The sequence below is a fragment of the Pseudomonas sp. GLN_2 genome, from assembly GCF_043106005.1.
GTDB lineage: Bacteria > Pseudomonadota > Gammaproteobacteria > Pseudomonadales > Pseudomonadaceae > Aquipseudomonas > Aquipseudomonas alloputida.
The window spans coordinates 128,980-154,824 of record NZ_JBICMC010000080.1 but is presented as its reverse complement, the minus strand read 5'-3'; the positions used below and the strand labels follow the sequence as shown (position 1 = coordinate 154,824).

Annotated in this window: 25 protein-coding genes and 1 pseudogene; 11 read left to right on the top strand and 15 right to left on the bottom strand. The window is 63.7% G+C overall.

Annotation, left to right across the window (positions count from 1 at the left end):
• The first annotated feature begins 31 nt into the window (after nt 1-31).
• Together ACF8Q6_RS19480 and phnX are read left to right on the top strand one after the other, a co-directional pair.
• Complete coding sequence (locus ACF8Q6_RS19480) at nt 32-1,138, top strand: 2-aminoethylphosphonate--pyruvate transaminase (protein ID WP_392490217.1); 1,107 nt, start codon at nt 32-34, stop codon at nt 1,136-1,138.
• Nucleotides 1,139-1,172: 34 nt separating this feature from the next.
• The gene (gene phnX, locus ACF8Q6_RS19475; protein WP_392490216.1) at nt 1,173-2,000 is read left to right on the top strand and encodes a phosphonoacetaldehyde hydrolase; all 828 of its coding nucleotides are present in this window, start codon (nt 1,173-1,175) and stop codon (nt 1,998-2,000) included.
• Nucleotides 2,001-2,212: 212 nt separating this feature from the next.
• On the opposite strand, the gene ACF8Q6_RS19470 is transcribed toward phnX, so the two are convergent.
• Nucleotides 2,213-3,277: an AI-2E family transporter gene (locus tag ACF8Q6_RS19470; protein WP_004576775.1), complete on the bottom strand. Its 1,065-nt coding sequence runs from the start codon at nt 3,275-3,277 to the stop codon at nt 2,213-2,215.
• A 133-nt stretch (nt 3,278-3,410) separates the two neighbouring features.
• On the opposite strand from ACF8Q6_RS19470, the gene yegQ reads away from it, so the two are divergent.
• From yegQ to ACF8Q6_RS19445, 5 genes and pseudogenes are all read left to right on the top strand, one after another.
• On the top strand, nt 3,411-4,745 hold the full coding sequence (yegQ, locus tag ACF8Q6_RS19465; protein WP_392494378.1) for a tRNA 5-hydroxyuridine modification protein YegQ: 1,335 nt from the start codon (nt 3,411-3,413) through the stop codon (nt 4,743-4,745).
• A gap of 144 nt (nt 4,746-4,889) precedes the next feature.
• A pseudogene (locus ACF8Q6_RS19460) lies at nt 4,890-5,189 on the top strand (copper resistance protein B); the annotation flags it as partial.
• Between the two features lie 14 nt (nt 5,190-5,203).
• Nucleotides 5,204-5,632 (top strand): DUF411 domain-containing protein, encoded by a 429-nt coding sequence (locus tag ACF8Q6_RS19455; RefSeq protein WP_003248913.1) that lies wholly within the window; start codon nt 5,204-5,206, stop codon nt 5,630-5,632.
• The gene (locus tag ACF8Q6_RS19450; RefSeq protein WP_392494377.1) at nt 5,632-6,069 is read left to right on the top strand and encodes a YqaA family protein; all 438 of its coding nucleotides are present in this window, start codon (nt 5,632-5,634) and stop codon (nt 6,067-6,069) included. Before ACF8Q6_RS19455 ends, ACF8Q6_RS19450 begins: the two co-directional genes overlap by 1 nt.
• A gap of 75 nt (nt 6,070-6,144) precedes the next feature.
• Nucleotides 6,145-7,143 carry an alpha/beta fold hydrolase gene (locus ACF8Q6_RS19445; RefSeq protein ID WP_392494376.1) on the top strand — a complete coding sequence of 333 codons (999 nt, stop codon included), beginning with the start codon at nt 6,145-6,147 and terminating at the stop codon, nt 7,141-7,143.
• Between the two features lie 74 nt (nt 7,144-7,217).
• On the opposite strand, the gene ACF8Q6_RS19440 is transcribed toward ACF8Q6_RS19445, so the two are convergent.
• The 6 genes from ACF8Q6_RS19440 to ACF8Q6_RS19415 form a co-directional block, all read right to left on the bottom strand.
• Nucleotides 7,218-7,799 carry a DinB family protein gene (locus ACF8Q6_RS19440; RefSeq protein ID WP_392494375.1) on the bottom strand — a complete coding sequence of 194 codons (582 nt, stop codon included), beginning with the start codon at nt 7,797-7,799 and terminating at the stop codon, nt 7,218-7,220.
• 13 nt (nt 7,800-7,812) lie between these two features.
• On the bottom strand, nt 7,813-8,919 hold the full coding sequence (zapE, locus tag ACF8Q6_RS19435) for a cell division protein ZapE (RefSeq protein ID WP_392494373.1): 1,107 nt from the start codon (nt 8,917-8,919) through the stop codon (nt 7,813-7,815).
• Between the two features lie 42 nt (nt 8,920-8,961).
• Nucleotides 8,962-10,107, bottom strand: a complete 1,146-nt coding sequence (locus ACF8Q6_RS19430) for a PQQ-dependent sugar dehydrogenase (RefSeq protein ID WP_392494372.1) — start codon at nt 10,105-10,107, stop codon at nt 8,962-8,964.
• A gap of 22 nt (nt 10,108-10,129) precedes the next feature.
• On the bottom strand, nt 10,130-10,447 hold the full coding sequence (locus ACF8Q6_RS19425; protein WP_012053118.1) for a hypothetical protein: 318 nt from the start codon (nt 10,445-10,447) through the stop codon (nt 10,130-10,132).
• A 155-nt stretch (nt 10,448-10,602) separates the two neighbouring features.
• On the bottom strand, nt 10,603-11,568 hold the full coding sequence (speB, locus tag ACF8Q6_RS19420; RefSeq protein WP_004576768.1) for an agmatinase: 966 nt from the start codon (nt 11,566-11,568) through the stop codon (nt 10,603-10,605).
• Between the two features lie 25 nt (nt 11,569-11,593).
• Nucleotides 11,594-12,673, bottom strand: a complete 1,080-nt coding sequence (locus ACF8Q6_RS19415) for an extracellular solute-binding protein (protein ID WP_012053120.1) — start codon at nt 12,671-12,673, stop codon at nt 11,594-11,596.
• 102 nt (nt 12,674-12,775) lie between these two features.
• On the opposite strand from ACF8Q6_RS19415, the gene ACF8Q6_RS19410 reads away from it, so the two are divergent.
• Nucleotides 12,776-13,666, top strand: coding sequence for a LysR family transcriptional regulator (locus ACF8Q6_RS19410; RefSeq protein WP_392494381.1), 891 nt, complete (start codon nt 12,776-12,778; stop codon nt 13,664-13,666).
• A 128-nt stretch (nt 13,667-13,794) separates the two neighbouring features.
• On the opposite strand, the gene ACF8Q6_RS19405 is transcribed toward ACF8Q6_RS19410, so the two are convergent.
• Both ACF8Q6_RS19405 and ACF8Q6_RS19400 read right to left on the bottom strand, forming a co-directional pair.
• The gene (locus ACF8Q6_RS19405; RefSeq protein ID WP_392494380.1) at nt 13,795-16,221 is read right to left on the bottom strand and encodes a TonB-dependent receptor; all 2,427 of its coding nucleotides are present in this window, start codon (nt 16,219-16,221) and stop codon (nt 13,795-13,797) included.
• Nucleotides 16,222-16,449: 228 nt separating this feature from the next.
• On the bottom strand, nt 16,450-17,574 hold the full coding sequence (locus ACF8Q6_RS19400; RefSeq protein ID WP_392494370.1) for a sigma-70 family RNA polymerase sigma factor: 1,125 nt from the start codon (nt 17,572-17,574) through the stop codon (nt 16,450-16,452).
• A 131-nt stretch (nt 17,575-17,705) separates the two neighbouring features.
• On the opposite strand from ACF8Q6_RS19400, the gene ACF8Q6_RS19395 reads away from it, so the two are divergent.
• Nucleotides 17,706-18,185 (top strand): LEA type 2 family protein, encoded by a 480-nt coding sequence (locus ACF8Q6_RS19395; RefSeq protein WP_021785372.1) that lies wholly within the window; start codon nt 17,706-17,708, stop codon nt 18,183-18,185.
• Nucleotides 18,186-18,205: 20 nt separating this feature from the next.
• Here the strand turns inward: ACF8Q6_RS19395 and ACF8Q6_RS19390 are convergent, their stop codons facing one another.
• Nucleotides 18,206-18,469, bottom strand: coding sequence for a hypothetical protein (locus tag ACF8Q6_RS19390; RefSeq protein WP_003248880.1), 264 nt, complete (start codon nt 18,467-18,469; stop codon nt 18,206-18,208).
• A 22-nt stretch (nt 18,470-18,491) separates the two neighbouring features.
• On the opposite strand from ACF8Q6_RS19390, the gene ACF8Q6_RS19385 reads away from it, so the two are divergent.
• The gene (locus tag ACF8Q6_RS19385; protein ID WP_392499306.1) at nt 18,492-18,917 is read left to right on the top strand and encodes a YqjD family protein; all 426 of its coding nucleotides are present in this window, start codon (nt 18,492-18,494) and stop codon (nt 18,915-18,917) included.
• A 22-nt stretch (nt 18,918-18,939) separates the two neighbouring features.
• Here the strand turns inward: ACF8Q6_RS19385 and ACF8Q6_RS19380 are convergent, their stop codons facing one another.
• Entirely contained in the window at nt 18,940-19,557 is a 618-nt protein-coding gene (locus ACF8Q6_RS19380; protein ID WP_003248869.1) for a tRNA-(ms[2]io[6]A)-hydroxylase, read from the bottom strand.
• A gap of 154 nt (nt 19,558-19,711) precedes the next feature.
• Between ACF8Q6_RS19380 and ACF8Q6_RS19375 the strand changes: the two genes are divergently transcribed.
• Entirely contained in the window at nt 19,712-20,575 is an 864-nt protein-coding gene (locus tag ACF8Q6_RS19375; protein WP_161774871.1) for a universal stress protein, read from the top strand.
• Between the two features lie 113 nt (nt 20,576-20,688).
• On the opposite strand, the gene ACF8Q6_RS19370 is transcribed toward ACF8Q6_RS19375, so the two are convergent.
• From ACF8Q6_RS19370 to ACF8Q6_RS19355, 4 genes are read right to left on the bottom strand one after another with little or no spacing between them, the layout of a single operon-like run.
• A complete protein-coding gene (locus ACF8Q6_RS19370) occupies nt 20,689-20,892 on the bottom strand; it encodes a formate dehydrogenase subunit delta (RefSeq protein WP_003248864.1) in 204 nt (67 codons plus the stop codon).
• Entirely contained in the window at nt 20,889-23,771 is a 2,883-nt protein-coding gene (gene fdhF / locus ACF8Q6_RS19365) for a formate dehydrogenase subunit alpha (RefSeq protein WP_161774870.1), read from the bottom strand. Before fdhF ends, ACF8Q6_RS19370 begins: the two co-directional genes overlap by 4 nt.
• Nucleotides 23,768-25,327 (bottom strand): formate dehydrogenase beta subunit, encoded by a 1,560-nt coding sequence (locus ACF8Q6_RS19360; RefSeq protein ID WP_392494368.1) that lies wholly within the window; start codon nt 25,325-25,327, stop codon nt 23,768-23,770. The genes fdhF and ACF8Q6_RS19360 overlap by 4 nt, the downstream gene beginning before the upstream one ends.
• Nucleotides 25,321-25,803 (bottom strand): formate dehydrogenase subunit gamma, encoded by a 483-nt coding sequence (locus ACF8Q6_RS19355; RefSeq protein ID WP_003248859.1) that lies wholly within the window; start codon nt 25,801-25,803, stop codon nt 25,321-25,323. The genes ACF8Q6_RS19360 and ACF8Q6_RS19355 overlap by 7 nt, the downstream gene beginning before the upstream one ends.
• Nucleotides 25,804-25,845 lie beyond the last annotated feature (42 nt).

Sequence of the window (25,845 nt, the reverse complement as noted above, 5' to 3'; positions counted from 1 at the left end):
TTTCAGCCCACCGCTTGTGAGGAATAACGGAATGAGCAACGCCCCGATTCTGCTGACCCCAGGTCCCCTGACCACATCAATCCGCACCCGCCAAGCCATGCTGGTGGACTGGGGCTCCTGGGACCGTGACTTCAACCAATTGACTGCCAGCGTCTGTGAGCAACTGCTGGCCATCATCGACGGCGCCAGCAGCCACCACTGCGTGCCCCTGCAAGGCAGCGGCACCTTCGCCGTGGAAGCGGCCATCGGCACCTTGGTGCCACGCGATGGCAAGGTTCTGGTACTGATCAACGGCGCGTACGGCCAGCGCCTGGCGAAGATCTGCAAAGTGCTGGGTCGCACTTACAGCACCTTCGAAACGGCCGAAGACCAGCCGACCACAGCCGCCGACGTCGACCGGCTGCTGGCCGAAGACTCGGCCATCACCCATGTGGCGCTGATCCACTGTGAAACCAGCACCGGCATCCTGAACCCGCTGCCCGAAATCGCCCAGGTGATCAAACACCATGGCAAGCGCCTGATCATCGATGCCATGAGCTCGTTCGGTGCGCTGCCGATCGATGCCCGCGAAATCCCCTTCGAAGCGCTGATCGCAGCCTCCGGCAAGTGCCTGGAAGGCGTACCCGGCATGGGCTTCGTCTTCGCCGAAAAGAACGCCCTGGCGGCCGCCGAAGGCAATGCCCACTCGCTGGCCATGGACCTGTACGACCAGCACGCCTACATGGCCAAGACCGGGCAATGGCGCTTCACCCCGCCTACCCACGTGGTCGCGGCCCTGCACGAAGCACTGCAGCAATACAACGAGGAAGGTGGCCTTCCGGCCCGCCACCAGCGCTACGCAGACAACTGCAAGACGCTGCTCGACGGCATGGCAGCCATCGGCCTGCGCAGTTTCCTGCCCGCCGAGATCCAGGCGCCGATCATCGTCACCTTCCACGCCCCCACCGATGCCCGCTACCAGTTCAAGGACTTCTACGAGCGAGTCAAGGCCAAGGGTTTCATTCTCTACCCGGGCAAGTTGACCCAGGTCGAAACCTTCCGTGTCGGCTGCATCGGCGTGGTCGGGGCGGACGGCATGCAGGCCGCCGTGAATGCCGTGGCCGACGTGCTACGGGAAATGGAAGTGCTGGATATCTGACGCTTTGCCCACCCGAATTCAGGAATTAGCGCACATGAACTACAACAACCCCACCCAACTGCAAGCCGCCATCCTCGACTGGGCTGGCACCGTGGTCGATTTCGGCTCATTCGCCCCCACCCAGATCTTTGTCGAGGCCTTTGCCGAGTTCGACGTGCAGGTGTCCATCGAAGAAGCCCGAGGCCCGATGGGCATGGGCAAATGGGACCATATCCGCACCCTGTGCGACGTACCGGAAATTGCCGAGCGCTACCGCAAGGTGTTCGGCCGTACCCCGACCGATGATGACGTCACCGCCATCTACAACCGCTTCATGCCGCTGCAGATCGAGAAGATCGCCGTGCACTCGGCACTGATCCCCGGTGCGCTGGACACCCTCACCGGCCTACGCCAGGACGGCCTGAAGATCGGCTCGTGCTCGGGTTACCCGAAAGTGGTGATGGACAAGGTGGTGGAACTGGCGGCGCAGAACGGCTACGTAGCCGACCATGTCGTGGCCACCGACGAAACCCCGAACGGCCGACCATGGCCGGCCCAGGCCTTGGCCAACGTAATTGCGCTGGGGATTGACGATGTAGCAGCCTGCGTGAAGGTGGACGACACCGTGCCAGGCATTCTTGAAGGCCGCCGTGCCGGCATGTGGACCGTGGCGCTGGTCTGCTCGGGCAATGCCTTGGGCCTGACCTGGGAAGGCTTCCGGGCGTTGAGTGCCGAGAAACTGGAAAGCGAGCGCCAGCGCATCCACGCACTGTTTGCCGGCTCCCGCCCGCACTACCTGATCGACACCATCAACGACCTGCCCGAAGTGATTGCCGATATCAACCGGCGCCTGGCCAAGGGCGAGATGCCGCAAGGCTTCTGACCCCTGCAGTTTCGCTGTGGTAGCGGCCCTTGCGCGACACAAGGCCGCGCCCAATCACCGACCTGTGTCTACCCTCGATCAGGTGTAGGCGCGGGTTTACCCGCGAATACGGTAGCGGCGGCAACGGCGAACGGCGGGTGGAGATTGGCCAGCAGGCCCGGCCCTTTCGCGGGTAAACCCGCTCCTACGGCCGACAAACCTGAGCAAGAACGCTATTGTGGCAATTGCACCCGCGGTTTGGTCGCGGCAAAGATCGCCCAGCTGGAGACGAACAGCGCCGCGATCAACGGGCCAATCACGAAGCCGTTCAGGCCGAACACCGCCAGCCCGCCAAGGGTCGACACCAAGATCAGGTAGTCCGGCATGCGCGTATCCTTGCCCACCAGGATTGGCCGCAACACATTATCCACCAGGCCGATCACCAGCACCCCGAACGCGGTAAGCACCACCCCTGGCAGTATCGCCCCGGTCAGCAGGAAATACGCCGCCACCGGCGCCCAGATGATGCCCGCGCCCACCGCCGGCAGCAGCGACAGAAACGCCATCAGCACCGCCCACACCAACGCACTCGGGATATCCAGCACCCAGAAAATAAAGCCTCCCAACGCACCTTGGGTAATGGCCACCAGCACGTTGCCCTTCACCGTCGCCCTCACCACACGATTGAACTTCAACTGCAAACGACGCTTCTGGTGCTCGGGCAGCGGGACGGCCATCCGCACCCGGCGCGCGACTTCCGGACCATCACGCAGGAAAAAGAACAGCAAGTACATCATGATGCCAAAACTGATCAGGAACTCGAATGTGCCCTGCCCAAAGCTGAACGCCTGGCTGGCCAATACCTGGCTACCCTGGGTTGCCCACTTGGCGATCTTGTCACGCAACCCGTCGAGGTTACCCATGCCCATATTGTCCAAGCCACGCTGGGCGAATGCCGGGAGCATGTCCTTGCCGCGCTCGACGTAACCGGCGATGTCCAGTTGCCCGCTTTCGATGCGCTGGTACAGCGTGGCGCCCTCTTGAACCAGCAGGGCGCTGGTGATGATCACCGGCAGGATCGCCACAAGCAGGCACACCAGCGTAGACGTGGCCGCGGCAAGGTTACGCCGCCGACCGCAGCGGATCAGCAAGTGACGCTGCAGCGGGGCGAACAAAATGCCGAGAATCACCGCCCAGAAGATTGCGCCGTAATACGGCAGAAGGATCCAGAAGAAGGCAATGGTCACCAACGCCAAGAGTACTGCCAGGGCTTTGTTCTGTAGCGCGGTTTCGTTCATCGCAGTTCCTCAAATGGCTTATGAGTGATTAGTGCACCGCACCTGGACAAAAGTGCCGCGCTCACTTGACGCAAATCAATACGCGCCTTGTCCATCGACCCTAGCATCCCGGCCTTTTTGCCCTGGTGCGCACATGAACCCTACTGCCAAGCCCGAACTGCTGGCCCCCGCCGGCACCCTCAAGACCATGCGCTACGCGTTTGCCTACGGCGCCGATGCGGTCTACGCCGGCCAGCCGCGTTACAGCTTGCGGGTGCGCAACAACGCGTTCGATCACGCCAACCTGGCACTGGGGATCGAGGAGGCGCACGCCTTGGGCAAGCGCTTCTACGTGGTGGTCAACATCGCCCCGCACAATGCCAAGCTCAAGACCTTCCTCAAGGACCTGGCACCCGTGATCGAGATGGCGCCGGACGCGCTGATCATGTCCGACCCCGGCCTGATCATGCTGGTGCGCCAGCACTTCCCACAGATGCCGGTGCACCTGTCGGTGCAGGCCAACACCGTCAACTGGGCCAGCGTACAGTTCTGGCAGCAACTTGGCCTGAGCCGGGTGATCCTGTCGCGGGAGCTGTCGCTGGACGAAATCGAGGAAATCCGCCAGCAGGTGCCGGGCATGGAACTGGAAGTGTTCGTGCACGGCGCCCTGTGCATGGCCTATTCCGGCCGTTGCCTGCTGTCGGGCTACCTCAACAAGCGTGACGCCAACCAGGGAACCTGCACCAATGCCTGCCGCTGGAAGTACGACGCCACGCCGGCCACCGAGAACGCCACCGGTGACATCGTGCGCCAAGTGCAGCCCACCCTGGGCCTGGGTGCGCCCACCGACCAAGTGTTCCTGCTGCAAGAAAGCAACCGCCCCGGCACTGAAATGCCGGCGTTCGAGGATGAGCACGGCACCTACATCATGAACGCCAAGGACCTGCGCGCCATTCAGCACGTCGAGCGCCTGGCCTTGATGGGCGTGCATTCGCTGAAGATCGAAGGCCGCACCAAATCGCACTTCTACTGTGCCCGCGCGGTACAGTCTTATCGCCAGGCGATCGACGACGCGGTGGCCGGGCGACCATTCGACCGCGCCCTGATGGGCAACCTCGAATCCCTGGCGCAACGCGGTTACACCGAAGGTTTCCTGCGCCGCCACGTGCACGACGAGTACCAGAACTACCAGCGCGGCAACTCGGTGTCCGAGCGCCAGCAATTCGTTGGCGAGCTGACCGGCGTGCGCGTCGACGGCCTGGCCGAGGTCAAGGTGAAGAACCGCTTTGCCGTGGGCGACCATCTGGAGCTGATGACCCCGCGCGGTAATTACCACTTCGATCTGCACCGCCTGTGCAACCGCCAGCGGCACGCCATCGAGGTAGCACCGGGCGATGGTCACGTGGTGTATCTGCCGATCCCGGAACAGGTTGCCCTCGACTACGGCCTGCTGATGCGCGACCTCCGCATCGACGAAGCAGCAAGCTGACAACACTGTAATGTGCACATCAGCTACCTGACAGCCGGCGGCAGCGAACATCGTGGCGCTTCTGCATGAGGCCACGCCATGTTGCGCCCCCCTCGCGCCGTACGTTTGCCAAAGGCCTGGGCGCCGCCAGCACGCCGGCAGGGGCAACAAACCGCGCTGCGCCTGGAAGCCGCTTACGCTATGCTGCTGACCAACCGCTGGATACTGGAACCGACCCTGGAGGCCAACCTCCAAGGGCGCACCGACGCCGGGCGCGAACAAGGCGCGGGGCTGGCCGACAGCGAGGTGGGCCTGCGCCTGCGCGACAAGATCACGCGCGGCTTCGCCCCCTACGTCGGGCTCAGTTTCAACCGCCTGCACGGCTCGCGCGCCAACCAGGCCCTGGAAGACGGCGAAGATCTGGGCCAGACCCGCCTTGTCGCCGGTATCCGCCTGCGTTTTTAAAGGAGTGCTTCACCATGCTGCGCAAACACCTGCTGACCCTGAGCCTGCTGGCCGTCACCGGCCTGGCCCAGGCCGCCGAGACCATCGACGTCTACCGCGACCCCAACTGCGGCTGCTGCAAGGCCTGGATCAGCCACCTGCGTGACAACGGTTTTACCGTCAACGACCACGTCGAGCCAAACATGAGCGCCGTCAAGCAACGCCTCGGCGTGGCACCACGCCTTGCGTCGTGCCATACCGGGGTGATCGACGGCAAGTTCGTCGAAGGCCACGTGCCGGCCGAGCAGGTGCGCCTGCTGGCCAAGCGCAACGACCTCAAGGGCCTGGCGGTTCCGGGCATGCCCATGGGCTCGCCCGGCATGGAAATGGGTGACCACAAGGATGCCTACCAGGTCATCGGGGTGACCCAGGATGGCCAGGACACCGTGGTCGCCAACTACTGATGCTCAGCCTGGGGGCGCTGTTTCTCAGCGCCTTTGGTGCCGCCACCCTGCTGCCGCTGCAATCAGAGGCCGTGCTGGTCGGTCTGTTGCTGCGCCAGCCCGAGGCATGGGCGATCCTGCTGCTGGTAGCCACCCTGGGCAACGTGCTCGGCTCGGTGGTCAACTGGCTGCTGGGCCGGGCCATCGAGCACCTGCGCGACAAACGCTGGTTCCCTTTCAGCGCTGCCCAGCTGGCGCGGGCGCAGCAGCGCTACCAACGCTGGGGGCAATGGTCGCTGCTGCTCAGCTGGATGCCGGTGATCGGTGACCCGCTTACGCTGATCGCCGGGATCATGCGTGAGCCGTTCTGGCGCTTCCTGTTGCTGGTGATCCTGGCCAAGGCTGGCCGCTATGCCGTGCTTGCCATGATCACCCTGGGCTGGTTTCACGCCTGGTAACACCTTTTAGGTTTCGCGTGGTCCACTGCCTGTTACAGTCGCCCCATTCAACCTGGCCCTACACGGAGTTCCCCCATGCTGCGCGCAACCGCCCTCGCCCTGGCCTGCCTTGCCAGCAGTTCGGCCATCGCTGCCGAGTCGCCTACCTACGGCCCCCAGCTTGAAGGCTTCAGCTACCCGCACCCCCTCAAGCATTTCAACTTCAAGTCCCAGGGCCAGGCCCTGCAGATGGGCTACATGGACGTGCCCGCCCAGGGCCAGGCCAACGGCCACAACGTGGTGCTGATGCACGGCAAGAACTTCTGCGCCGCCACCTGGGAAACCACCATCGACGCCTTGAGCAAGGCCGGCTACCGGGTCATCGTGCCCGACCAGGTCGGCTTCTGTACGTCAAGCAAACCGGCGCATTACCAGTACAGCTTTCAGCAACTGGCCGACAACACCCATGCCCTGCTCGAACAGCTGGGTGTGAAGCAAACCATTGTGCTCGGCCACTCCACCGGCGGCATGCTGGCCACCCGCTATGCGCTGATGTACCCACAGCAGGTGGAACGCCTGGCAATGGTCAACCCGATCGGCCTGGAAGACTGGAAAGCGCTGGGGGTGCCCTACCGCACCGTGGACCAGTGGTATGCCCGCGAACTCAAGCTGGATGCCGAAGGCGTACGTGCATATGAGCGCAAGACCTATTACGCCGGGCGCTGGAAGCCTGAATATGAACGCTGGGTGCAGATGCTGGTGGGCTTGAACAAAGGGCCAGGGCATGAAGCGGTGGCGTGGAACTCGGCACTGATCTACGACATGATCTTTACCCAGCCGGTGTACCACGAGTTCAAGCACCTGCAGATGCCGACCCTGCTGCTGATAGGCGACCAGGACACCACGGCCATCGGCAGCGATATCGCGCCGCCGGAGGTAAAGGCCAAGCTGGGCAACTATGCAGAGTTGGGGCCGCAGGTGGCCAAGCTGATACCCAAAGGTGAGCTGATCACGTTCGAAGGCATGGGGCACGCGCCGCAAATCGAGGAACCGGTGCGGTTCAATCGCACCCTGGTCGAATGGCTGGGCAAGTGAGCCAATGATTGGCCCCTGTGGGAGCACGCAGGCTTTGGGATTTTGCGCACGCCCGCTGCTGCCACAGGGTTCCTTTACACGTTCCAGACCTGCGCTTCTGTCCAGCCCAGCTCGGCAAAGTCGTTTGCCCGCAACTCAGCCTCTTCTTCGCAGAAAAACTCATCCAGCTGTGGTGGTCTGACCGCTGTATCACTGAGCATTGCGTGCACCTGCCCACGGTGATGCACCTGATGTTCGAACAGATGCGCCAGCAACCGCAGCCGCTGCTCGCGCTGCACCCGATCGGGCCGTACGACGCTCACATAGCGGCCAAGGTCGCCATCACTCAGCCCCCGGCAGTAGGCGATCAAACGGTGGTCAGCCTGGGCCTGCTCGGCATGCAGATCGGTACAGGTGGCAAACGGCTGCTCCGGGTCGAAAAAGCGTTCGCCGTCGGCATCGGGCTGCTCGCCGCGCTGCTCGCACTCGAGCATATGCAGGTAAAACCAATCCACCGTCAGCAAGTGGTTGAGGGTGGCCTTGATCGACGGGAAGAAGCTGCAACGCGGGGCGACGAACTCGTCCTGGGTCAGTTGCAGGCAGGCCTTGTACAGGCGGTGGTTGGCCCAGCCATTGTTATAGGCCTGGGTCAGCAGATGATGCGATAACGGCTGCATGGTCGGCTCCTTTTCAGGCGAAGCGTTGCAGTTGCATCTCCCGTAGCCGGCTCAGGGTGCGCTGGTACGGGAACGCCAGATACCCTTGAGTGTAGAGGGCATCGAGCGGCACCTGTGCCTCCAGGTACAACGCCACCCGACGGTCATAGCATTCGTCGACCAGGGCAATGAAGCGGCGAACCGCATCGTCCTTGGGCGACAGCGCAGGCAGTTCACGGTCGCCCGCCACTACCCTCGCCGCGCCATCTTCGGTGCCACGGGCAATACGCCCCGCCCGCTGCTCCCCGCCCAGCGCCGGAATGCCGGATACCAGAATCGAGGGAAAACGGTCGCACAAGGCCATGAACTCCATGGCCGCCAAGGGTTGATCGCACAGATCGGTGAAACGACACCAGATAGCCTGCTCACTGCGCCGCACGACGTGAATGTGCCTTGAGCCAATAACCAAGGGCTGATCTGTGCCGGCATCTTCCGGGCTGAGCTGGCGAAACACCTCGGCCAACGGGCTGGCCTGCCCTGCCTCGGCTACCCAATAGCGCTGCCGCGCTTCACCGGGGTGCAGGCGGTGATCCTGCTCGCCCGCTACCGGCAGGACCTGCATGTGACGACCAATGGCGGCGATGGCCGGCAGGAACCGCTCGCGGTTGAAACCATCGCGGTAGAGCTGCTCGGGAGGCTGGTTGGAAGTGGCAACAATCACCACGCCCTGATCGAACAATACCTGGAACAAGCGGCCGAGGATGATCGCATCACCGATGTCGTTGACGAACAGTTCATCGAAGCACAGCACACGGATTTGCCGCGCCAGCTCCGCCGCCAGGGCCAATAGCGGGTCGGCAGTGCCGTTGAGCTGAAACAGGCGTTGATGCACCCAGGCCATGAAGTGGTGAAAGTGCTGGCGCCGGCTCGGTATGCGCAGACAATGGTGGAACTGGTCCATCAGCCAGGTCTTGCCGCGCCCGACCGGGCCCCAGAGGTAGAGGCCCTGGGTGGGGCGGCCCTGCTCAAGGGACTGGAAGCAGGCTTGCAAGGCCTCGACGACGCGGGCCTGGGCGGGGTCAGCGACGTAGCCCCGAGTGCTCAGGGCTTGCTGGTAGAGGGTTTGGGGATCGAGGGCCATGGCCGCATTCTACCCGACTGTCACCCTCGGTGCAGTGGCGCGTCAGTCGGCCAGGCCGACCTTGAGTAGCGCGCCGTCCTTGTCATCGGTCAGTACATACAGGTAACCATCTGGCCCCACCCGCAAATCACGGATACGCGCCTTCAGGTCACCGAGCAACCGCTCTTCGTGCACCACCTTGTCGCCCTCCAGTTGCAAGCGGATCAATTCCTGCGTGGCCAGCGCCCCTATGAACAGATTGTGGTCCCAGGCCTTGAACGTTGGGCTGTCGTAGAACGCCATACCGCTGATACCCGGTGACTTTTCCCATACATGGTGCGGGTCGACCATCCCGTCCACATGCTCGCCCTTGGCCTCGGGGATGGGCAGCAGCGAGTAGTTGATGCCGTGGGTCGCAATCGGCCAACCATAGTTCTTGCCAGGCTTTGGAATGTTGATTTCATCCCCGCCACGCGGGCCGTGTTCGTGGGTCCACAACTGGCCGGTCCAGGGGTTGAGCGCGGCGCCTTGCTGATTACGGTGGCCGTACGACCAGATCTCCGGACGCACGTTGTCCTTGCCGACGAAGGGGTTGTCTTTGGGCACTTCGCCGTCCGGCAGAACACGCACGACCTTGCCTTGCAACTTGTCCAGGTCCTGAGCAGTGGGGCGTTGATTGTTCTCGCCCAGGGCGATGAACAGGTAGCCGTTGCGGTCGAACACCAGCCGCGAGCCGAAATGGTTACCCACCGACAGCTTGGGCTGCTGGCGGAAGATCACGGTGAAATGCTCCAGCCGGGCGCGGTCCTCGGACAGCTGCCCGCGGCCGACCGCAGTACCGGCCTTGCCGTCACTGCCCTCCTCGGCGTAGGACAGGTAAACGGTGCGGTCCTTGCCGAACTCCGGTGACAGTGCCACATCCAGCAAGCCGCCCTGGCCTTCGGCCCAGACTTTGGGTACACCGCTGATCGGCGGGCCGACCTTGCCTTCGGCATTGACCAGCCGCAGGTTGCCGGCGCGCTCGGTCACCAGCATGTCCTTGCCACCAGGCAGGAAGGCCAGGGCCCAGGGGTTGCGCAGGCCATCGGCAAGCGTGTCGACGATCAAGGTGCCTTCTTCGCTGGGAAACCGCTGTTCGGCCGCGGCATGCGCCCACAGTGGCAGTAGCGCGGCGGCGGTCAGGGTGACTAGCCAGGGTGCTCGAAGCATGCCGGATTCCTTTCAAGTGGGCTTAAGGCGCACGAGGGTTGTCGCGCGGTGGCCGGGTGGGTTCCAGGTTCGGGGTTTGCTGCTGACGGCGCAGGTTGTCGCCATTGCCGATGCCGCGATTGTCCAGGGTGGGTGGGCGCTGGTACGGGTCGGTGGACGGGCCACGTACCGGTGGCGCAGCCGGCATGCTGCCTTGACGGCTGTTGGGATTGGCCCGCTGGATCGGGCTGTTGTAAGGGTTGTTGTTGCCGGCAGCACGTTGCACGGGCTGCTGCGCAGCCGCGTGCGTGGGCAGGCACAAGGCCAGGCCGAGGGCCAGGATGGGCAATGTCGGGGTCATGCTTCACCTCCTGTACGAAAATGCCGCGCCTGGTGGGTTTGATAGCCTAAGGCGCGAGGGGTTCGCGGCAAAAGTGTGAATGCGGGTGGAGTTGATTCCTGATGTTTCAGTATGGGCCGCGGAGGGCTGCTTCGCCCTCCCATGGCCGCAACCTTCTACTGGCCGTTATCCACCTTGTGCCGCGCCGCATACAGGCACAGCATCTCCATGGCCAGGGTCGCCCCGGCCAATGCGGTGATATCGGCATGGTCATAGGCTGGCGCCACTTCCACCAAGTCCATGCCTACCAGGTTGATGCCACGCAGCCCACCCAGAATCTCCAGCGCCTGCACCGTGCTCAGCCCGCCACACACCGGGGTTCCGGTACCGGGCGCGTAGGCCGGGTCGAGGCAGTCGATGTCGAAGGTCAGGTACACCGGCCGCTCGCCCACCCGCTGGCGAATCGCTGCAATCACCGCCTCTGTGCCCTGGCGGTGCACCTGCCTGGCGTCGAGAATGGCAAAGCCCTGGCTGTCGTCATTGGTCGTGCGCAGGCCAATCTGCACCGAGTGGGCCGGGTCAACCAGGCCTTCGCGGGCGGCATGCCAGAACATGGTGCCGTGGTCGATGCGCTTACCCGCCTCGTCCGGCCAGGTGTCACTGTGCGCATCGAAATGGATCAGCGCCAGCGGGCCATGGCGGCGGGCGTGAGCCTTGAGCAGCGGGTAGCTGATGAAATGGTCGCCACCAAGGGTCAGCATGGCGCAACCCGCCTGCAGAATGTGCTCGGCATGAGCCTCGATGCTGTCCGGTACCGACTGCGGCGTGCCGCTGTCGAAGGGGCAGTCGCCATAGTCGATCACCGCCAGGTGGTCGAACGGGTCGAACGCCCACGGCCAGTGGCGGGCCCAGGCCTGCTGGACCGAGGCAGCACGGATCGCCCGCGGGCCGAAGCGCGCGCCGGGGCGGTTACTGGTGGCCGTATCGAACGGCACCCCGCTGACCACCACATCCACACCGCGCAAGTCGCGGCTGTAGCGGCGGCGGGAAAAACTGACAACACCGGCGTAGGTGCTTTCTGCGGCGGTACCATACAGGCTGTCGCGGGTCATGGCCTGGTCATTGCTTGCGGCTTGGTCCACGGTCGGGCTCCTTGATTGTCATGGGCTACTGCCGGCTGCGGAAGGCGGTCCACAGACGGTTGCGTTGGCGCAGGTCGGCCAAGGCCATGCTGCGGTCGGCATACAGGCGCTGACGCACCTCGGCCGACGGATAGATATCCGGGTCGTTGCGCACCGCTTCGTCCACCAGCGGCGTGGCAGCCTGGTTGGCATTGGCGAAGAACAGCGTGTTGGTCAGCGCTGCCACCGACTCTGGCTTGAGCATGAAGGCGATGAACGCCCGTGCGGCCTCGGGGTGCGGGGCGTCCTTGGGGATGACCAGGTTGTCCTGCCATACCAGCGTGCCTTCGCGGGGGATGCGGTAGATCACCTCGAACGGCTTGCCGGCACGGCGGGCCTGGTCGGCAGCCATCGCGGCATCACCGTTGTAGGTCAACGCCAGGCACACGCTGCCATTGGCCAGGTCGTTGATCTGCCGGCCGTTGGCAACGTAGCTGACCGACGGCTGCAACTGGCTGAGCAGGTTCTGCGCGGCAGCCAGGTCATCCTTGTTCTGGCTGTAAGGGTCCTTGCCCAGGTAGTTCAGGGCTACGCCGATCACCTCCTGGGGCGAGTCAGGCAAAGCGATGCCGCAACCCTTCAGGCGGGTGGCGTACTCGGGCTTGAACAACAGGTCGAGGCTGTCCAGCGGTACATCGCCAAGGCGCTGGCGTACGGCCTCCACATTTACCCCCAGGCCCAGCGTGCCCCAGGTGTACGGCACCGCGTGGCGGTTGCCGGGGTCAACCTCGGCCAGTTTGCCCAGCAGGTCCTTGTCGAGGTTGCCATAGCCAGGCATGGCCTGAGCATCCAGCGGTTGCAGGGCATTGGCCTTGAGCGCCCGGGCCAGCACGGTGGATGACGGCACCACCACGTCGTAGCCACTACCACCGGTCAACAGCTTGGTTTCCAGCACCTCGGGGGTGTCAAAGGTGTCGTAACGCACCTTGTAGCCCGTTTCCTGTTCGAAGCGCTGCAGGGTTTGCGGGGCGACGTAATCGGCCCAGCTGTAGAGATTGACGACCTTTTCTTCGGCCTGCAGCGGCAGGGCCAGAACCAGAGACAAAAGGCACAACGATCGACGCATGGCGGACACCTCGGTAAATGGGTGGATGCCGCGAGCATGCCAGCCGGGTTACATTGCACCAATGGCAAGTTTGCAAAGCTGACATTCATCAGGAGCAATGTAATGCTCGGACAAGTGCACGACCCCGACCTGCACCTGCTGCGGCTGTTCGTCACTGTAGTCGAGGCGGGTGGCTTCAGCGCCGCTCAAGGCGTGCTGGGCCTGAGCCAGCCCACCATCAGCCAGCGCATGGCGCAACTGGAGGCACGCGTGGGTTACCGCCTGTGCAGCCGCGGCAAGGGTGGTTTTCGCCTGACGGAAAAAGGTGAATTGCTATTGGACGCGGCGCATGGGCTACTGCTGAACATTGAGCAGTTTCGCCAGCAGGCCAACGGCGTTGCCGGGCGGCTGCTGGGAACTGTGCGCATAGGCATGGCGGAAAATCAGGACAAGGCGGTGAGCCTGAAACTGGCGGCGGCCATTGCGGCATTTCGCAGGCGAGAAGAATCGGTGCAACTGGAGCTTGTCAGTGCACCGCCGGCGGAGCTGGAACGGCTGTTGCTGGAGCAGCGGTTGGACTATGCCATCAGCTATTTTTCCGGCAACCAGGCGGCCTTTGATTACCAGCCCTTGTTCGCGGAGCGCCAGCGGCTGTATTGCGGCAAGGGGCATGTGCTGTATGGGGAAACGGATGTGGGACTTGAGCGGTTGCTGGACATGGACCAGGTGCGCCATCCGTACCGTTTTCTCAAAGGGGGCGAGCCGTTCCAAAGCAGACGCAGCACGGCAGTGGCGGAGCAGATCGAAAGCGTGCTGACGTTCATTCTGTCTGGGCGGCATATTGGCTACTTGCCATGCCACTGTGCACAGGCCTGGGAGACCGAGGGGCTGTTATGGGCGCTGGACCCTGAGCTTGATTTTGGGGTGCCGTTCACCTTGGCCCGGCATCGGGCACAGGGGGTTGGCGAGGCAGCCCATGTATTTGCGCAGGATTTGCTGGCGGCGTTTGCCTGAACCGGCCCCTTCGCGGGTAAACCCGCGCCTACACCGGATCGGTGGTGGACACCCGTCGGTGGCTGGGCACAGGCACCGTCGTGTAGGAGCGGGTTCACCCGCGAAAGGGCCGGTTCAGGCAACCACAATCAGTAAGCCATGCTCCAGGTCAGAGTGTAGGTCCGCCCGCGCCCCTGGTAGTCATACAGATACGCCGGCCCGTAGGTCGGCGAATAGAACAACGTCGCACGCTGTCCCCAGACCGTGCTGTACTGTTTGTCCAGCACGTTCTGGATACCGGCACTGACGGTGCCGAAACCGGTGTCTTGGCTGCCCAGCAGGTCAAAGGTGGTGTAACCGTCAATCTCGTGATCGGCATCGTCCTTCAGGCTGAAGGCATGGTTGGCCTGCAACCGTGCACTGCGGCCATCGCCTTTCCAGCCGACGAACGCGGTGGCCTTGGACAACGAGGCATAACGGGCATCGCGCTTGATCCAGCCGCCATCCTCGGCCTCTTCCTCGGAGCGTGTCATGTGCAATGTGCCGCCGGTTTCCCAGCCGGTCTGGAAGTGCCGGGTCAGTGCACCTTCAAAGCCAAAGTCGCGGCTTTTCTGCTCTTCCACGTCGATGGTCAGCGTTTGCGAATCGACGTTGATGATCTTGTCCGACCAGATGTAGTACAGCGCTGCCTGTGCATCCCAATCCAGGTCGGCATAGCGCCAGCCCACTTCCACCTGGCGGCTCTTGATACCGGCCAACGGGTTATCGGCCACGCTCAGGCCCGGCTTGCCGTAGTACTTGGCCGGGTCAGGCAGGTCGAAGCCTTCGCCATAGTTGCTCCACACCTGGTGGCCGTTCTTGAAGTCGTAGATGGCACCGACGTTGAACAGGTTGACCTGATAGTCGTTACTGCCACCTGGCACGCCCTTGAAGTCGCTGACATCCACGTCCATCTGCTGGCGCCGGGCACCACCGGACAATGTCAGGTTGTCGGTGGCATGCCAGTCCAGCTGGGCATACACCGACACACCATCCACCCGGTAGCTGGGGTAGCGTGCGGCCTTGCTGTCTTTTTCCAGCTCCAGGCCACCCGACTCGGACGAGGTCTGGGCGTTGAAGGTGGTCTGCTCGGCGTTGAAGCGCTCGCGGTCCAGGTCAACGCCGTAGGTCAGCTTCAGCGTATCCCACTGTTTGGCAAACAGGCCCTTGAGGCTGGTGACTTCGAAGTTCTGCTGCGAGGCGGCAAAGTACACCCCGCGCGAGCCGGTGGGCGTGGCACGGTTGTAGTACGGGAACGGGTAGAAGTTGTCGTCTTCCTTGCGGTACGAGGCCTGCAGGTAGAAGTCCTGGCCCAGCACGTCGGTGTGGTGGTAATTGGCGTTGAGCAGCAAGCGCCGCGTACGCGGCTCCAGGTCCGATGAATAACCGCTGCGCAGCTCGGCGTCTTCCAGGTCGGATGGCGCGTTGTAGTTCAGGTTGGGGAAGTAGATACCCGTGCTGCCGTGGTTGCCCGAGTCGTAGTACTGGGCCAACAGGTCGAGGCTCTGCTGGTCGTTCAGCTGCAGGCCCAAGGTACCGAGTACGTCGATGGTGCGGTTGTACTGCAGGTCGGTCTGGGTGTTGTCGATGAAGATCTGGTCGCCAGCACCATCGTAGAAGGCTTCGTTCTGCTCACCGGAAACGCCCAACCGGGCATTGACCCGTTCGTTGCCGCCGCTGACCGACTGGGCGAAGCGGGTGGCCAGGTCGTCGCTGTTGTTGAAACCGCTGCTGGCCCCCAACTGGGTTTCGAAGCGCGCCGGGCCAGGCTCACCCTTTTTGGTCACGATGTTGATGATGCCGCCAGTGGCGCCACCGCCGTAGATGGCGCTGGCGCCAGACAGCACTTCGACGCGCTCGACGTTGAACGGCGAAATGCTGTCGAACTGGCGCGACAGGCCGCGGGAGCTGTTCTGGCTGACCCCGTCGATCATCACCAGCACGTTGCGCCCACGCATGTTCTGGCCGTAATTGGTGCGCCCTTCCGGCGCCAGGTCAAGGCCCGGTACCAGCTTGCCGATGGCTTCCTTCAGGCTGACGCCGCTGTCGATCTGCTCGCGCAATTGCTGCTGGTCGACCACCCAGACGGTCCCGGGGATTTCGCTGATGGCGGTGCTGGTGCGCGAGGCTACGCTGACTTCGATCGGCTTGAGGTTGACCGCCTGCGGCGCGGCCTCGGCCTTGCGCAGGGTGACGGTGCGAGCCTCGCTGAACTGCCAGCTCATGCCGCTGCCGGCCAACAACTGCTGCAGGGCCTGCTCGACACTGTAGTTGCCCTGCAACGCCGGGCTGACCTGGCCGGCGACATCGCCTGTGGTGTACAGCAGGTGCAGGCCGGCCTGGTCGGCGAAGGTGGTCAGCGCCTGGTCCAGCGGCTGGGCTGGCAGGTCGAGCTGGACCTGGCGAGCTTGCATCTGGGTCTGTTCGGCAGTTGTCGCGGCCCCTGCGTGCAGGGGGCCGAGCAACAGGGCCACGGCACTGCAAGACATCAAGGCATGGTGAAAAGAACCGCGACGGCGGTGCAAGGGCTTGAGCATCAGAGGCACGAATGAGCTTCCTGACAAGTCGTAAATGAGAATGGGTTGCTGATCAGTCTCACTACGACGATCTGGCTTGCAGGAACTTGCAGTGGCAAATGGAAAATATTTTTGTTTCTGTCCGGCCTCTTCGCGGGCAAGCCCGCTCCTGCAACGACTGCGTCCGCCTGAAGGTTGTGCGACCTGTGCAGGAACGGGCTTGCCCGTTGAGAGGCCGGCACAGGCTGATCAATGCACCACGGCCAACCACGGCAGGTAGGTCACCTTCAGGCCATACCGCTGCTCCAACGTCCGCAACAGGGCCTCAGGTTCATCCAGGTCAAACACCCCGCTCACCTCCATCGCAGCCAGCTTGCTGTCAGACAACACAATGCGCCCATGCCGGTATCGCTCAAGCTCCGTCAGCACCTGCCCCAGTGGCTTGCCGTTGAAGATCAGCTTGCCACGCTGCCAGGCCATCTGCGTGCCGGCATCGGCCGCCACCGCCAGTTCATGTTCACCCACCTTGGCTTCACCGCGTGCCAACACGACGTGGCCATCGCGGTGCACGCTGAAGGTGGCGGCATTGCCCTGCACCCGCGCACCGGCCGTTTCGACCACGAACGGACGTGAATCATCGGCGGTCTCGAACAGCGCCTCACCCGCATCGAGTACCACACGCCGCTCATGCTCGCTGAACGCCACGCTCAAGGCACTGGCGCTGTTCAGCGTCACCCGTGTGCCATCTGCCAGGGTAATGACCTGCCGCTCGCCCACGGCGGTGTGGTAATCGGCCAGCAGCATCGGGGCTTGCTGCCAACCCGCCACGGCGGCGACCAGCAACACCACCGAAGCCGCCACACCCGCCTGCTTCAGCCGGCCGCGGCAATGGCGCAAGGCCTGGCCGATATACTTTGCCACCATGCTCTCGGAAACCCCCAGGCGTTGAGCGACCTGCTTCTGGGTCAGGCCCTCGACACGGTTGAGCAACAGCGCCTGGCGGGCATTGTCGGGCAACTGCAACAGGGCCTGGTCAAGAATCTGCAAGCGCTCGCGGGCCAGCAACGCCGCCTCGGGTGCCGGCGCCGGGCAGGCCACCTCACAGGCACCGTCGCTGTCGTCGTGGCTGGCGGCGATGCGTTGCTCACGGCGCAAGGCGTCAATCGCCAGGTTGCCGGCCACACGGAAGATGAAACTGCGCGCGTGCAACACCGGCACCGCCTGCTCGTCGATGTTCACCAGCTTCAGGTAGGTTTCCTGGGCCACATCGGCCGCGCGCTGGCGGTCGCTCATGCGCCGTGTCAGAAACTGCAGCAGGTCGTCGTAGTGCTCCTGGAAACTTGCCAGCAGGCCCGACATGGGTGAAGTCAGCATGATTGGGGAACAGCCAGTAAGAGAGGTTATCGAGCGTTAATGAGAAACAGTATCTTTCATATGAACCGATACTTTCAACGCCGACGCGCATTTGCCACACTGCCAGCTCCACTCCGGCAAGGTCACAGCCCATGACTGCCCGTCTGTACCGCTACACCCGCCTGTTCCTGGTCCTGCTGTTGGCCTGTGGCCTGGCGGCCTGTGCGCTGTTCCAGCCACGCGACCCGGTGAACATCAGCGTGATCGGCATCGAACCACTGCCCGGGCAGGAGCTGGAACTGCGCATGGCGGTGAAAATGCGGGTGCAAAACCCCAATGAGGCACCAATCGATTACAACGGCATCGCCTTGAACCTGGAAGTGAACGGCCAGCCGCTGGCCGCTGGTGTCAGTGACCAGCAGGGGCACATTGGCCGCTACGACGAAGCGGTGATCGTGGTGCCGGTAAGCATCACGGCGTTTTCCTTCCTGCGCCAGGCCTATGGGCTGGGCAAGCTGGATTCGCTGCAGGGTCTACCCTACAAGCTGCGCGGCAAACTGGCCGGCGGGCCGCTGGGGACTGTGCGTTTTACCGATGAAGGCAAGCTGGACCTGCCCAAGGGCACCTACTGACAAGCGCCGGGCGGGTGTGCTCAGCGGTTGGCGCTGGCTGCGGCCATCAGCTTGTTGACTTCGCTGCGCACCATGCTGGCGTACTCAGGCGGCGTCATGCCGTCCAGTTCGGCGCGCACCCACTCGGCCCATTTGCCCTTGCGCCGTGGCTTTTCGGCAATCAGCCGGGCGGCTTCGCCCTTGGCTTTGCCCAGGTTGTTCTGCCACATCTCGAACAGCCGGGCCTTCTCTGCCTCGATCTGCGCCCGTTCCTCGAAGCTCATGTTGGCCAGATTGAAACTCATGAAGGTACCTGCAGGTTTGAAAATGGCCGCTATCTTACACCCAGGCACCCCATCATCGGAAAGCCGCCGCAACTTTCCCGACGTGGCGGCATCCATTGTTCACACCCCCATTGACGAGGACGAGTTCATGGCCCGGAAGAACGCCACACTGGCTGACAGCGATCAGATCAAGGACCAGGTATTCAGCGAACTGCAATCGCTGATAGAAGAATCGGAAAAACTGCTGAACGACAGTGCCGCACTGGTCGGCGAAGAAGCAGAGACGTTGCGCGCCCAGGTGAGCCTGAAGCTGCGCCAGGCACGCCAGGCGGCGAGCAACGTGCGCAGCAAGGCGCAACCGGTGGTGGACGCCACTCAGGACTACATCGGCGGCCACCCCTGGCAGACCGTGGCCATTTCCGCCGGCCTCGGGCTGGCGGTAGGCCTGCTACTGGGCCGGCGCAGTTAAGGCCTGCGCCGCCCGGTGCCCATCAGGCGGCCAAAGCCTGCGGGATGCCGCTGTGGAAGCGCAGTTCCTGGTCTGGCGACTGGATCAGCTCCATTTCCGCAGCGCGTACCAGCTCGACACGGCGGGCGATGTCCGCCTCATCACCGTAGTTGTGCGCCAGTTTCAGGTAGCCCTGGTAGTGGCGCGCTTCGCTTTTCAGCAACCCGTGATAGAAGCGGCCCAGCTCTTCATCCAGATGCGGCACCAGCGCGGCAAAACGTTCGCAACTGCGCGCCTCGATGAACGCCCCCACCACCAGCGTATCCACCAGCTTGACCGGCTCGTGGGCGCGCACCAGCCGGCGCAACCCCGACGCATAACGCCCTGCCGACACCGGACGCAATGGCACACCGCGGCGTTTCATGAGGCGTAACACCTGTTCGTGATGCACCAGCTCCTCGCGGGCCAGGCGCGACATCATGTTGATCAGATCCAGGTGAGTGTTGTACTTGGCGATCAGGCTCAAGGCCGTGCTGGCGGCCTTGAACTCGCAGTTCTTGTGGTCGATCAGCAGGGTTTCCTGGTCGGCGAGCGCCGCTTCGATCCAGGCGTCTGGCGTCGGGCAGCCAAGAAAGGCGTCGATTTCGGGGATCAGGGACATAAGCGTGCAACCACACAGAACAGGCAGGGTCGGCGATTATACCGGCGGCGGCTGGCGACGCCAGTGACTATGCTTGATGTACATCAAGCGCTGGCGGGGGAAGCGCCGACTATAGTCAGGCATTGGTCGCCATCATCGAAGGGAGTTAACGCCCATGCAAGCCGTCCGCAGCATCCTCGTCGTCCTCGACCCCGCGCACGCCCACAGCCGGGCGCTTACGCGCGCCAAGCTGATTGCAGGCGTCACGGGCGCACGCCTGCACTTGCTGATGTGTGACAAGCGGCATGATCACAGTGCGCTGCTCAGCCTGCTGAGCAGCCAGTTGCATGATGACGGCTACGACAATGTCACCCATGAAGAGGGCTGGCGCGACAGCCTGCACGACACCATCATCCATGTACAGCAGGCCGAAGGCTGCGAACTGGTGATCAAGGAACACCGCCCGGACAACCCGCTGAAAAAGGCCCTGCTCACCCCCAGCGACTGGAAGCTGCTGCGCCAATGCCCGGGTACCGTGCTGATGGTCAAGAGCGAACGGCCGTGGACCGGGGGCAAGATTTTGGCGGCGGTGGACGTGGGTAACCAGGACGAAGACCACCGCCGCCTGCATGCCAGCATCATCGACCACGGCTTCGAGATTGCCAAACTGGCCAAGGGAGAACTGCATGTCATCAGTGCCCACCCGTCGCCGATGCTGTCAGCGTCGGACCCGGCCTACCAGCTGAGCGATACGATCGAAAAACGCTACCGTGAAGCATGCAAGGCGTTCCAGGCCGAATACGGCATCAGCGATGAGTGCCTGCACGTGGCCGAAGGGCCAGCGGATGTGTTGATTCCACATACCGAAAAGAAGCTTGATGCAGTGGTGACCGTGATAGGCACGGTGTGCCGCACGGGGATTTCCGGGGCGTTGATTGGCAATACCTCGGAAGTGGTGCTGGATGCGCTGGAGGGCGATGTGCTGGTGCTCAAGAGCGAAGAAGCCATCGCCCACCTGGCGGAGTTGGCCCGCGGCTGAGTAGGCAATATGCAGGCCCCTTGTAGGAGCGGGTTCACCCGCGAATGCGTCATTGCTTTCCACGCCGCATTCGCGGGCAAGCCCGTCCTCAAGGTTCCTTGCTGCCCGGGAATCTAAACCAACGCCTCCCGCACTTTTGGATCAAGCCCCTCCCCCGCGTGGGCCTCGCTCCACTCCGCCAATTGCCGGAGCATCGCCGGCGTCCAGAAGCTCTTCAGATGCTGCCGCACCCCTTGCACCGCCAGCGCCCGGTCTGGCTCGCTATCGAAGTAATGGGCAATCTGGTTGGCCATCTTGACCAGGTTTTCACTGCTCATCGGCGAACCTCGGCTTTCTCCGCAGTACGGCGCTCTTTCAGCAGGCGCTGCTGTTCATCACTGAAGTCCTGGTAGCGCTTTTGCCACTGCGATGGCTGGAACACTTTCACCACTTCCACTGCCGTCACCTTGTACTCGGGGCAGTTTGTGGCCCAGTCGGAGTTGTCGGTGGTGATCACGTTGGCCCCCGACTCGGGGAAGTGGAAGGTGGTGTACACCACGCCCGGCGCCACCCGCGCACTGACCTTGGCACGCAGCACAGTCTGCCCGGCGCGGCTGCCGATGCCGACCCAGTCACCGTCGTGGATGCCACGGCTTTCCGCGTCGGTCGGGTGGATCTCCAGGCGGTCGGCATCATGCCAGGCAACGTTGGCAGTACGCCGGGTCTGCGCACCGACGTTGTACTGGCTGAGAATGCGCCCGGTGGTCAGCAGCAACGGGTAGCGGTTGTTGACCTTTTCGTCGGTGGGCACGTAGCCGGTGAGCATGAAGCGGCCCTTGCCACGCACGAACTGGTCGATGTGCATGGTCGGCGTGCCGTCTGGGGCAGCGTCGTTGCACGGCCACTGCAGGCTGCCATGGCGGTCGAGTTCAGCGTAACTGACACGACGGAAGGTCGGCGTCAGGCGGGCGATCTCGTCCATGATCTCGGAAGGATGGCGGTAGTTCATCGGGTAGCCCAGGGCGTTGGCCAGGGCCACGGTAGCTTCCCAGTCGGCCTTGCCGGCCAGCGGCTCCATGACCTTGCGCACCCGCGAAATACGCCGCTCGGCGTTGGTGAAGGTGCCGTCCTTTTCCAGGAACGAACTGCCCGGCAGGAACACATGGGCGAACTTGGCAGTTTCGTTGAGGAAAATGTCCTGCACCACCACACACTCCATGGCGAGCAAGGCCGCCGTAACGTGCTGGGTGTTGGGGTCGCTCTGGGCGATGTCCTCACCCTGGCAGTACAGCGCCTTGAAGCTGCCATCCAGCGCCGCCTCGAACATGTTGGGAATGCGCAGACCCGGGTCGGGCTGCAAGGTCACGCCCCAGGCCCGTTCGAACTCGGCGCGCACGCCCTCGTTTGAGACATGCCGGTAGCCGGGCAGCTCGTGGGGGAACGAGCCCATGTCGCACGAACCCTGCACGTTGTTCTGCCCGCGCAGCGGGTTCACCCCTACCCCTTCACGGCCGATGTTGCCAGTGGCCATGGCCAGGTTGGCAATGCCCATCACTGCGGTGCTGCCTTGGCTGTGCTCGGTCACACCCAGGCCGTAGTAGATGGCCGCGTTGCCGCCGGTGGCATACAGCCGTGCCGCAGCGCGGATTTGCTCAGGTGGCACGCCACAAATCGGGCCGAGCACCTCGGGAGCGTTGTCTGGCAGGCTGACGAAGTCGCGCCAACGGGCAAAGTCTTCGGTTTCGCAGCGGGCATCGATGAAGCGCTGGGCCAGCAGGCCCTCGGTGACGATCACGTGGGCCAGGGCGTTGAGCATGGCCACGTTGGTGCCCGGGCGCAGTTGCAGGTGCAGGTCGGCGCGGGCGTGCGGCGAGTCGACCAGGTCGATGCGCCGTGGGTCGATCACGATCAGCCGCGCCCCCTGGCGCAGGCGGCGCTTGAGTTGCGAGCCGAACACCGGGTGCGCATCGGTAGGGTTGGCACCAATCACCAGCACAACGTCGGCCTGCATCACCGAGTCGAAGCTTTGCGTGCCGGCCGACTCACCCAGGGTCTGCTTCAGGCCATAACCGGTGGGCGAATGGCACACCCGTGCGCAGGTGTCGACGTTGTTGTTACCAAACGCGGTGCGCACCAGTTTTTGCACCAGATAGGCTTCTTCGTTGGTACAACGGCTGGAGGTGATACCGCCGATGGAGTCGCGCCCGTACTTGAGCTGGATGCGGCGGAACTCGCTGGCGGCATAGGTCACGGCCTCGTCCCAGCTGACTTCCTGCCACGGGTCTTCCAGGCGCTTGCGGATCATCGGTTTGGTGATGCGGTCCGGGTGGGTGGCGTAGCCCCAGGCAAAGCGGCCCTTGACGCAGGCGTGGCCGTGGTTGGCGCCACCGTTCTTGTCCGGGACCATGCGCACCAGTTGGTCACCCTTGATTTCGGCGCGGAACGAGCAACCAACGCCGCAGTAGGCGCAGGTGGTAATGACCGAACGCTCAGGCTGGCCAAGCTGCACCAGGCTCTTTTCCGTCAGGGTCGCGGTCGGGCAGGCCTGCACGCAGGCGCCGCACGACACGCATTCGGAAGCCAGGAAGTTTTCGCCCCCCGCGGCCGCCACCCGTGATTCGAAACCGCGCCCGGTAATGGTCAGGGCGAACGTACCCTGGATGTCCTCGCAGGCGCGCACACAGCGGCTGCAGACGATGCACTTGCTCGGCTCGTAGTCGAAATACGGGTTGGAAACGTCTTTTTTCTCGTCCAGGTGGTTGGCGCCGTCATAGCCGTAGCGCACCTCACGCAGGCCCACCTGGCCGGCCACGGTCTGCAGCTCGCAGTTGCCGTTGGCCGAACAGGTCAGGCAGTCCAGCGGGTGGTCGGAAATGTACAGCTCCATCACGTTGCGACGCAGGCCGGCCAGGCGCGGGGTTTCGGTGCGCACCACCATGCCTTCACTGACTGGCGTGGTGCAGGACGCCGGGTAGCCACGCATGCCTTCGATTTCCACCATGCACATGCGGCAGGAGCCGAAGGCTTCAAGGCTGTCGGTGGCGCACAGTTTGGGGATGCTGGTGCCCAGCATGGCGGCGGCGCGCATGACCGAGGTGCCAGCAGGCACGCTGATGGCGCGGCCATCGATGCTCAGGCTGACCTGCACGTCGCTTTCGCGGGCCGGGGTGCCGAGGTCGCTGCTTTTATCAGAAGCGGGGTCGAAGAAATTGATCACTGTGCGGCCTCCGTGGTGGTCAGCCCAAAATCGGCGGGGAAGTACTTGAGCGCGCTGGCCACCGGATAGGCAGTCATACCGCCCATGGCGCACAGGGAGCCGTACTGCAGGGTGTCGCACAGGTCGCGCAGCAACAGCGCCTGGTCATGGCGCTCGGTGATGTCGCTGCTGGCGATCAACCGGTCGACCACTTCCATGCCCCGGGTGGAACCGATACGGCACGGGGTGCACTTGCCGCAGGACTCCTCGGCACAAAACTGCAGGGCGAAACGCGCCATGCTGGCCATGTTCAACGTATCGTCGGCCACCACCACACCGCCGTGGCCGAGCATCGCGCCCACGGCAGCAAACGCTTCATAGTCCAGTGGGGTGTCGAAATGGCTGGGGGGTACCCAGGCACCAAGCGGGCCACCGACCTGCGCGGCCTTCAGCGGCCGGCCACTGGCCGTGCCACCGCCATAGCCTTCCACCAACTCGCGCAGGGTCAGGCCGAACGCGCGCTCGACCAGGCCACCCTGGCGAATGTTGCCGGCCAGCTGGAACGGCATGGTGCCCAGCGAGCGGCCCATGCCGAAATCGCGATAGAACGCTGCACCCTTGGCCAGAATGATGGGCACCGAAGCCAGGGTAAGCACGTTGTGCACCAGCGTCGGCAGGCCGAACAGCCCTTGCAGCGCAGGCAGCGGGGGCTTGGCGCGGACGATGCCACGCTTGCCTTCGATGGATTCGAGCAGCGCGGTTTCTTCGCCGCAAATATAGGCGCCGGCGCCCACCCGCACTTCCAGGTCGAACGCCTGGCCGCTGCCGGCTACGTCAGCACCCAGGTAGCCCGCGTCACGCGCGATGGCGAAGGCCTGGTCGAGTACCCGGATGGCATCGGGATACTCAGAGCGCACATAGATATAGCCCTTGTCGGCACCCACGGCGAGGCCGGCAATGATCATGCCCTCGATCAGCAGGAAGGGGTCGCCTTCCATCAGCATGCGATCAGCGAATGTGCCCGAGTCACCCTCGTCGGCGTTGCACACCACGTACTTCTGCCCGGCGCCAGCGTCACGCACGGTGCGCCACTTGATGCCGGCCGGAAACGCCGCACCACCCCGGCCACGCAGGCCGGAGTCGAGTACTGCGGCAACCACTTCGGCACCATCCAGCGCCACGGCGGCCTCCAGGCCTGCAAAACCGCCGTTGGCGCGATAGTCGTCCAGCGACAATGGGCGGGTGATGCCAGCGCGAGCGAACAGCAAGCGTTGCTGGGTCTTGAGATAGGGTATTTCTTCGACCGGCCCCAGTGCCAGCGAGTGGCCACCGGGTTCGCCCGCCAAGGCATCAAGCAGTGACGGCACATCGTGTGGCGTAATCGGGCCGAAACCCAGGCGCCCTTGCGCACTGTCGCACTCGATCAGCGGCTCCAGCCAGTAAAGCCCGCGCGAGCTGGTGCGCTGGATGTCCAGCGGCAACTGGCGGCGCTCGGCCTCATGCAGCAGGGCATCGGCAACCTGATCGGCACCCACGGCACGGGCTACCGAATCACAGGGAATATACAGCTTCAGCATGCTGAGTCCTCCCGGCAACCGTTGACCAAGTCCCGCAGGCGCTCAGGGGTGAGGCGCGCGTGCACCTGGCCGTCCAGCTCCAGTGCTGGCGAGCAGGCACAGGCACCCAGGCAATAAACAGGGCGCAGGCTGATGGCGCCGTCGGCGCTGGTGCCGTGGTCGTCCAGTGCCAACTGTTCACGCAATTGCGCGGCCAGGGCTTCGGCGCCACGGCTCTGGCACGACTCGGCACGGCACAGGCGCAGGGTGTGGCGAGCGGGCGGCGCGGTGCGGAAGTCGTGATAAAAACTGATAACCCCACGCACTTCAGCCAGGCTGAGGTTGAGGGCATGGGCGATTTCGGGAACAGAAGCGTCGGGGATGTAACCCAGCTCGTGCTGGACGGCATGCAGGATCGGCAACAGGGCACCGGGGGTGTCCTTGTCGCGGGCCAGAATGCGCTGGATTACAGGCAGGTGGAGCAATTCATCAGGCATACAGCGGACCTCGGCATCACGGACCCTGCCTGATTTTTTTTA

Excerpts from the sequence above, each read along its gene's own strand:
- ACF8Q6_RS19425 (WP_012053118.1), bottom strand. The coding sequence starts at position 10,447 with ATGACCCCGACATTGCCCATCCTGGCCCTCGGCCTGGCCTTGTGCCTG.
- ACF8Q6_RS19410 (WP_392494381.1), top strand. The coding sequence starts at position 12,776 with ATGCTCGGACAAGTGCACGACCCCGACCTGCACCTGCTGCGGCTGTTC.
- ACF8Q6_RS19430 (WP_392494372.1), bottom strand. The coding sequence starts at position 10,107 with ATGCTTCGAGCACCCTGGCTAGTCACCCTGACCGCCGCCGCGCTACTG.
- ACF8Q6_RS19480 (WP_392490217.1), top strand. The coding sequence starts at position 32 with ATGAGCAACGCCCCGATTCTGCTGACCCCAGGTCCCCTGACCACATCA.
- zapE (WP_392494373.1), bottom strand. The coding sequence starts at position 8,919 with ATGGCCCTCGATCCCCAAACCCTCTACCAGCAAGCCCTGAGCACTCGG.
- ACF8Q6_RS19450 (WP_392494377.1), top strand. The coding sequence starts at position 5,632 with ATGCTCAGCCTGGGGGCGCTGTTTCTCAGCGCCTTTGGTGCCGCCACC.
- ACF8Q6_RS19385 (WP_392499306.1), top strand. The coding sequence starts at position 18,492 with ATGGCCGCTATCTTACACCCAGGCACCCCATCATCGGAAAGCCGCCGC.
- phnX (WP_392490216.1), top strand. The coding sequence starts at position 1,173 with ATGAACTACAACAACCCCACCCAACTGCAAGCCGCCATCCTCGACTGG.
- ACF8Q6_RS19415 (WP_012053120.1), bottom strand. The coding sequence starts at position 12,673 with ATGCGTCGATCGTTGTGCCTTTTGTCTCTGGTTCTGGCCCTGCCGCTG.
- ACF8Q6_RS19470 (WP_004576775.1), bottom strand. The coding sequence starts at position 3,277 with ATGAACGAAACCGCGCTACAGAACAAAGCCCTGGCAGTACTCTTGGCG.
- ACF8Q6_RS19400 (WP_392494370.1), bottom strand. The coding sequence starts at position 17,574 with ATGCTGACTTCACCCATGTCGGGCCTGCTGGCAAGTTTCCAGGAGCAC.
- ACF8Q6_RS19375 (WP_161774871.1), top strand. The coding sequence starts at position 19,712 with ATGCAAGCCGTCCGCAGCATCCTCGTCGTCCTCGACCCCGCGCACGCC.
- ACF8Q6_RS19360 (WP_392494368.1), bottom strand. The coding sequence starts at position 25,327 with ATGCTGAAGCTGTATATTCCCTGTGATTCGGTAGCCCGTGCCGTGGGT.
- ACF8Q6_RS19370 (WP_003248864.1), bottom strand. The coding sequence starts at position 20,892 with ATGAGCAGTGAAAACCTGGTCAAGATGGCCAACCAGATTGCCCATTAC.
- ACF8Q6_RS19440 (WP_392494375.1), bottom strand. The coding sequence starts at position 7,799 with ATGCAGCCGTTATCGCATCATCTGCTGACCCAGGCCTATAACAATGGC.
- ACF8Q6_RS19395 (WP_021785372.1), top strand. The coding sequence starts at position 17,706 with ATGACTGCCCGTCTGTACCGCTACACCCGCCTGTTCCTGGTCCTGCTG.
- ACF8Q6_RS19405 (WP_392494380.1), bottom strand. The coding sequence starts at position 16,221 with ATGCTCAAGCCCTTGCACCGCCGTCGCGGTTCTTTTCACCATGCCTTG.
- ACF8Q6_RS19380 (WP_003248869.1), bottom strand. The coding sequence starts at position 19,557 with ATGTCCCTGATCCCCGAAATCGACGCCTTTCTTGGCTGCCCGACGCCA.
- ACF8Q6_RS19355 (WP_003248859.1), bottom strand. The coding sequence starts at position 25,803 with ATGCCTGATGAATTGCTCCACCTGCCTGTAATCCAGCGCATTCTGGCC.
- ACF8Q6_RS19390 (WP_003248880.1), bottom strand. The coding sequence starts at position 18,469 with ATGAGTTTCAATCTGGCCAACATGAGCTTCGAGGAACGGGCGCAGATC.
- yegQ (WP_392494378.1), top strand. The coding sequence starts at position 3,411 with ATGAACCCTACTGCCAAGCCCGAACTGCTGGCCCCCGCCGGCACCCTC.
- ACF8Q6_RS19445 (WP_392494376.1), top strand. The coding sequence starts at position 6,145 with ATGCTGCGCGCAACCGCCCTCGCCCTGGCCTGCCTTGCCAGCAGTTCG.
- ACF8Q6_RS19455 (WP_003248913.1), top strand. The coding sequence starts at position 5,204 with ATGCTGCGCAAACACCTGCTGACCCTGAGCCTGCTGGCCGTCACCGGC.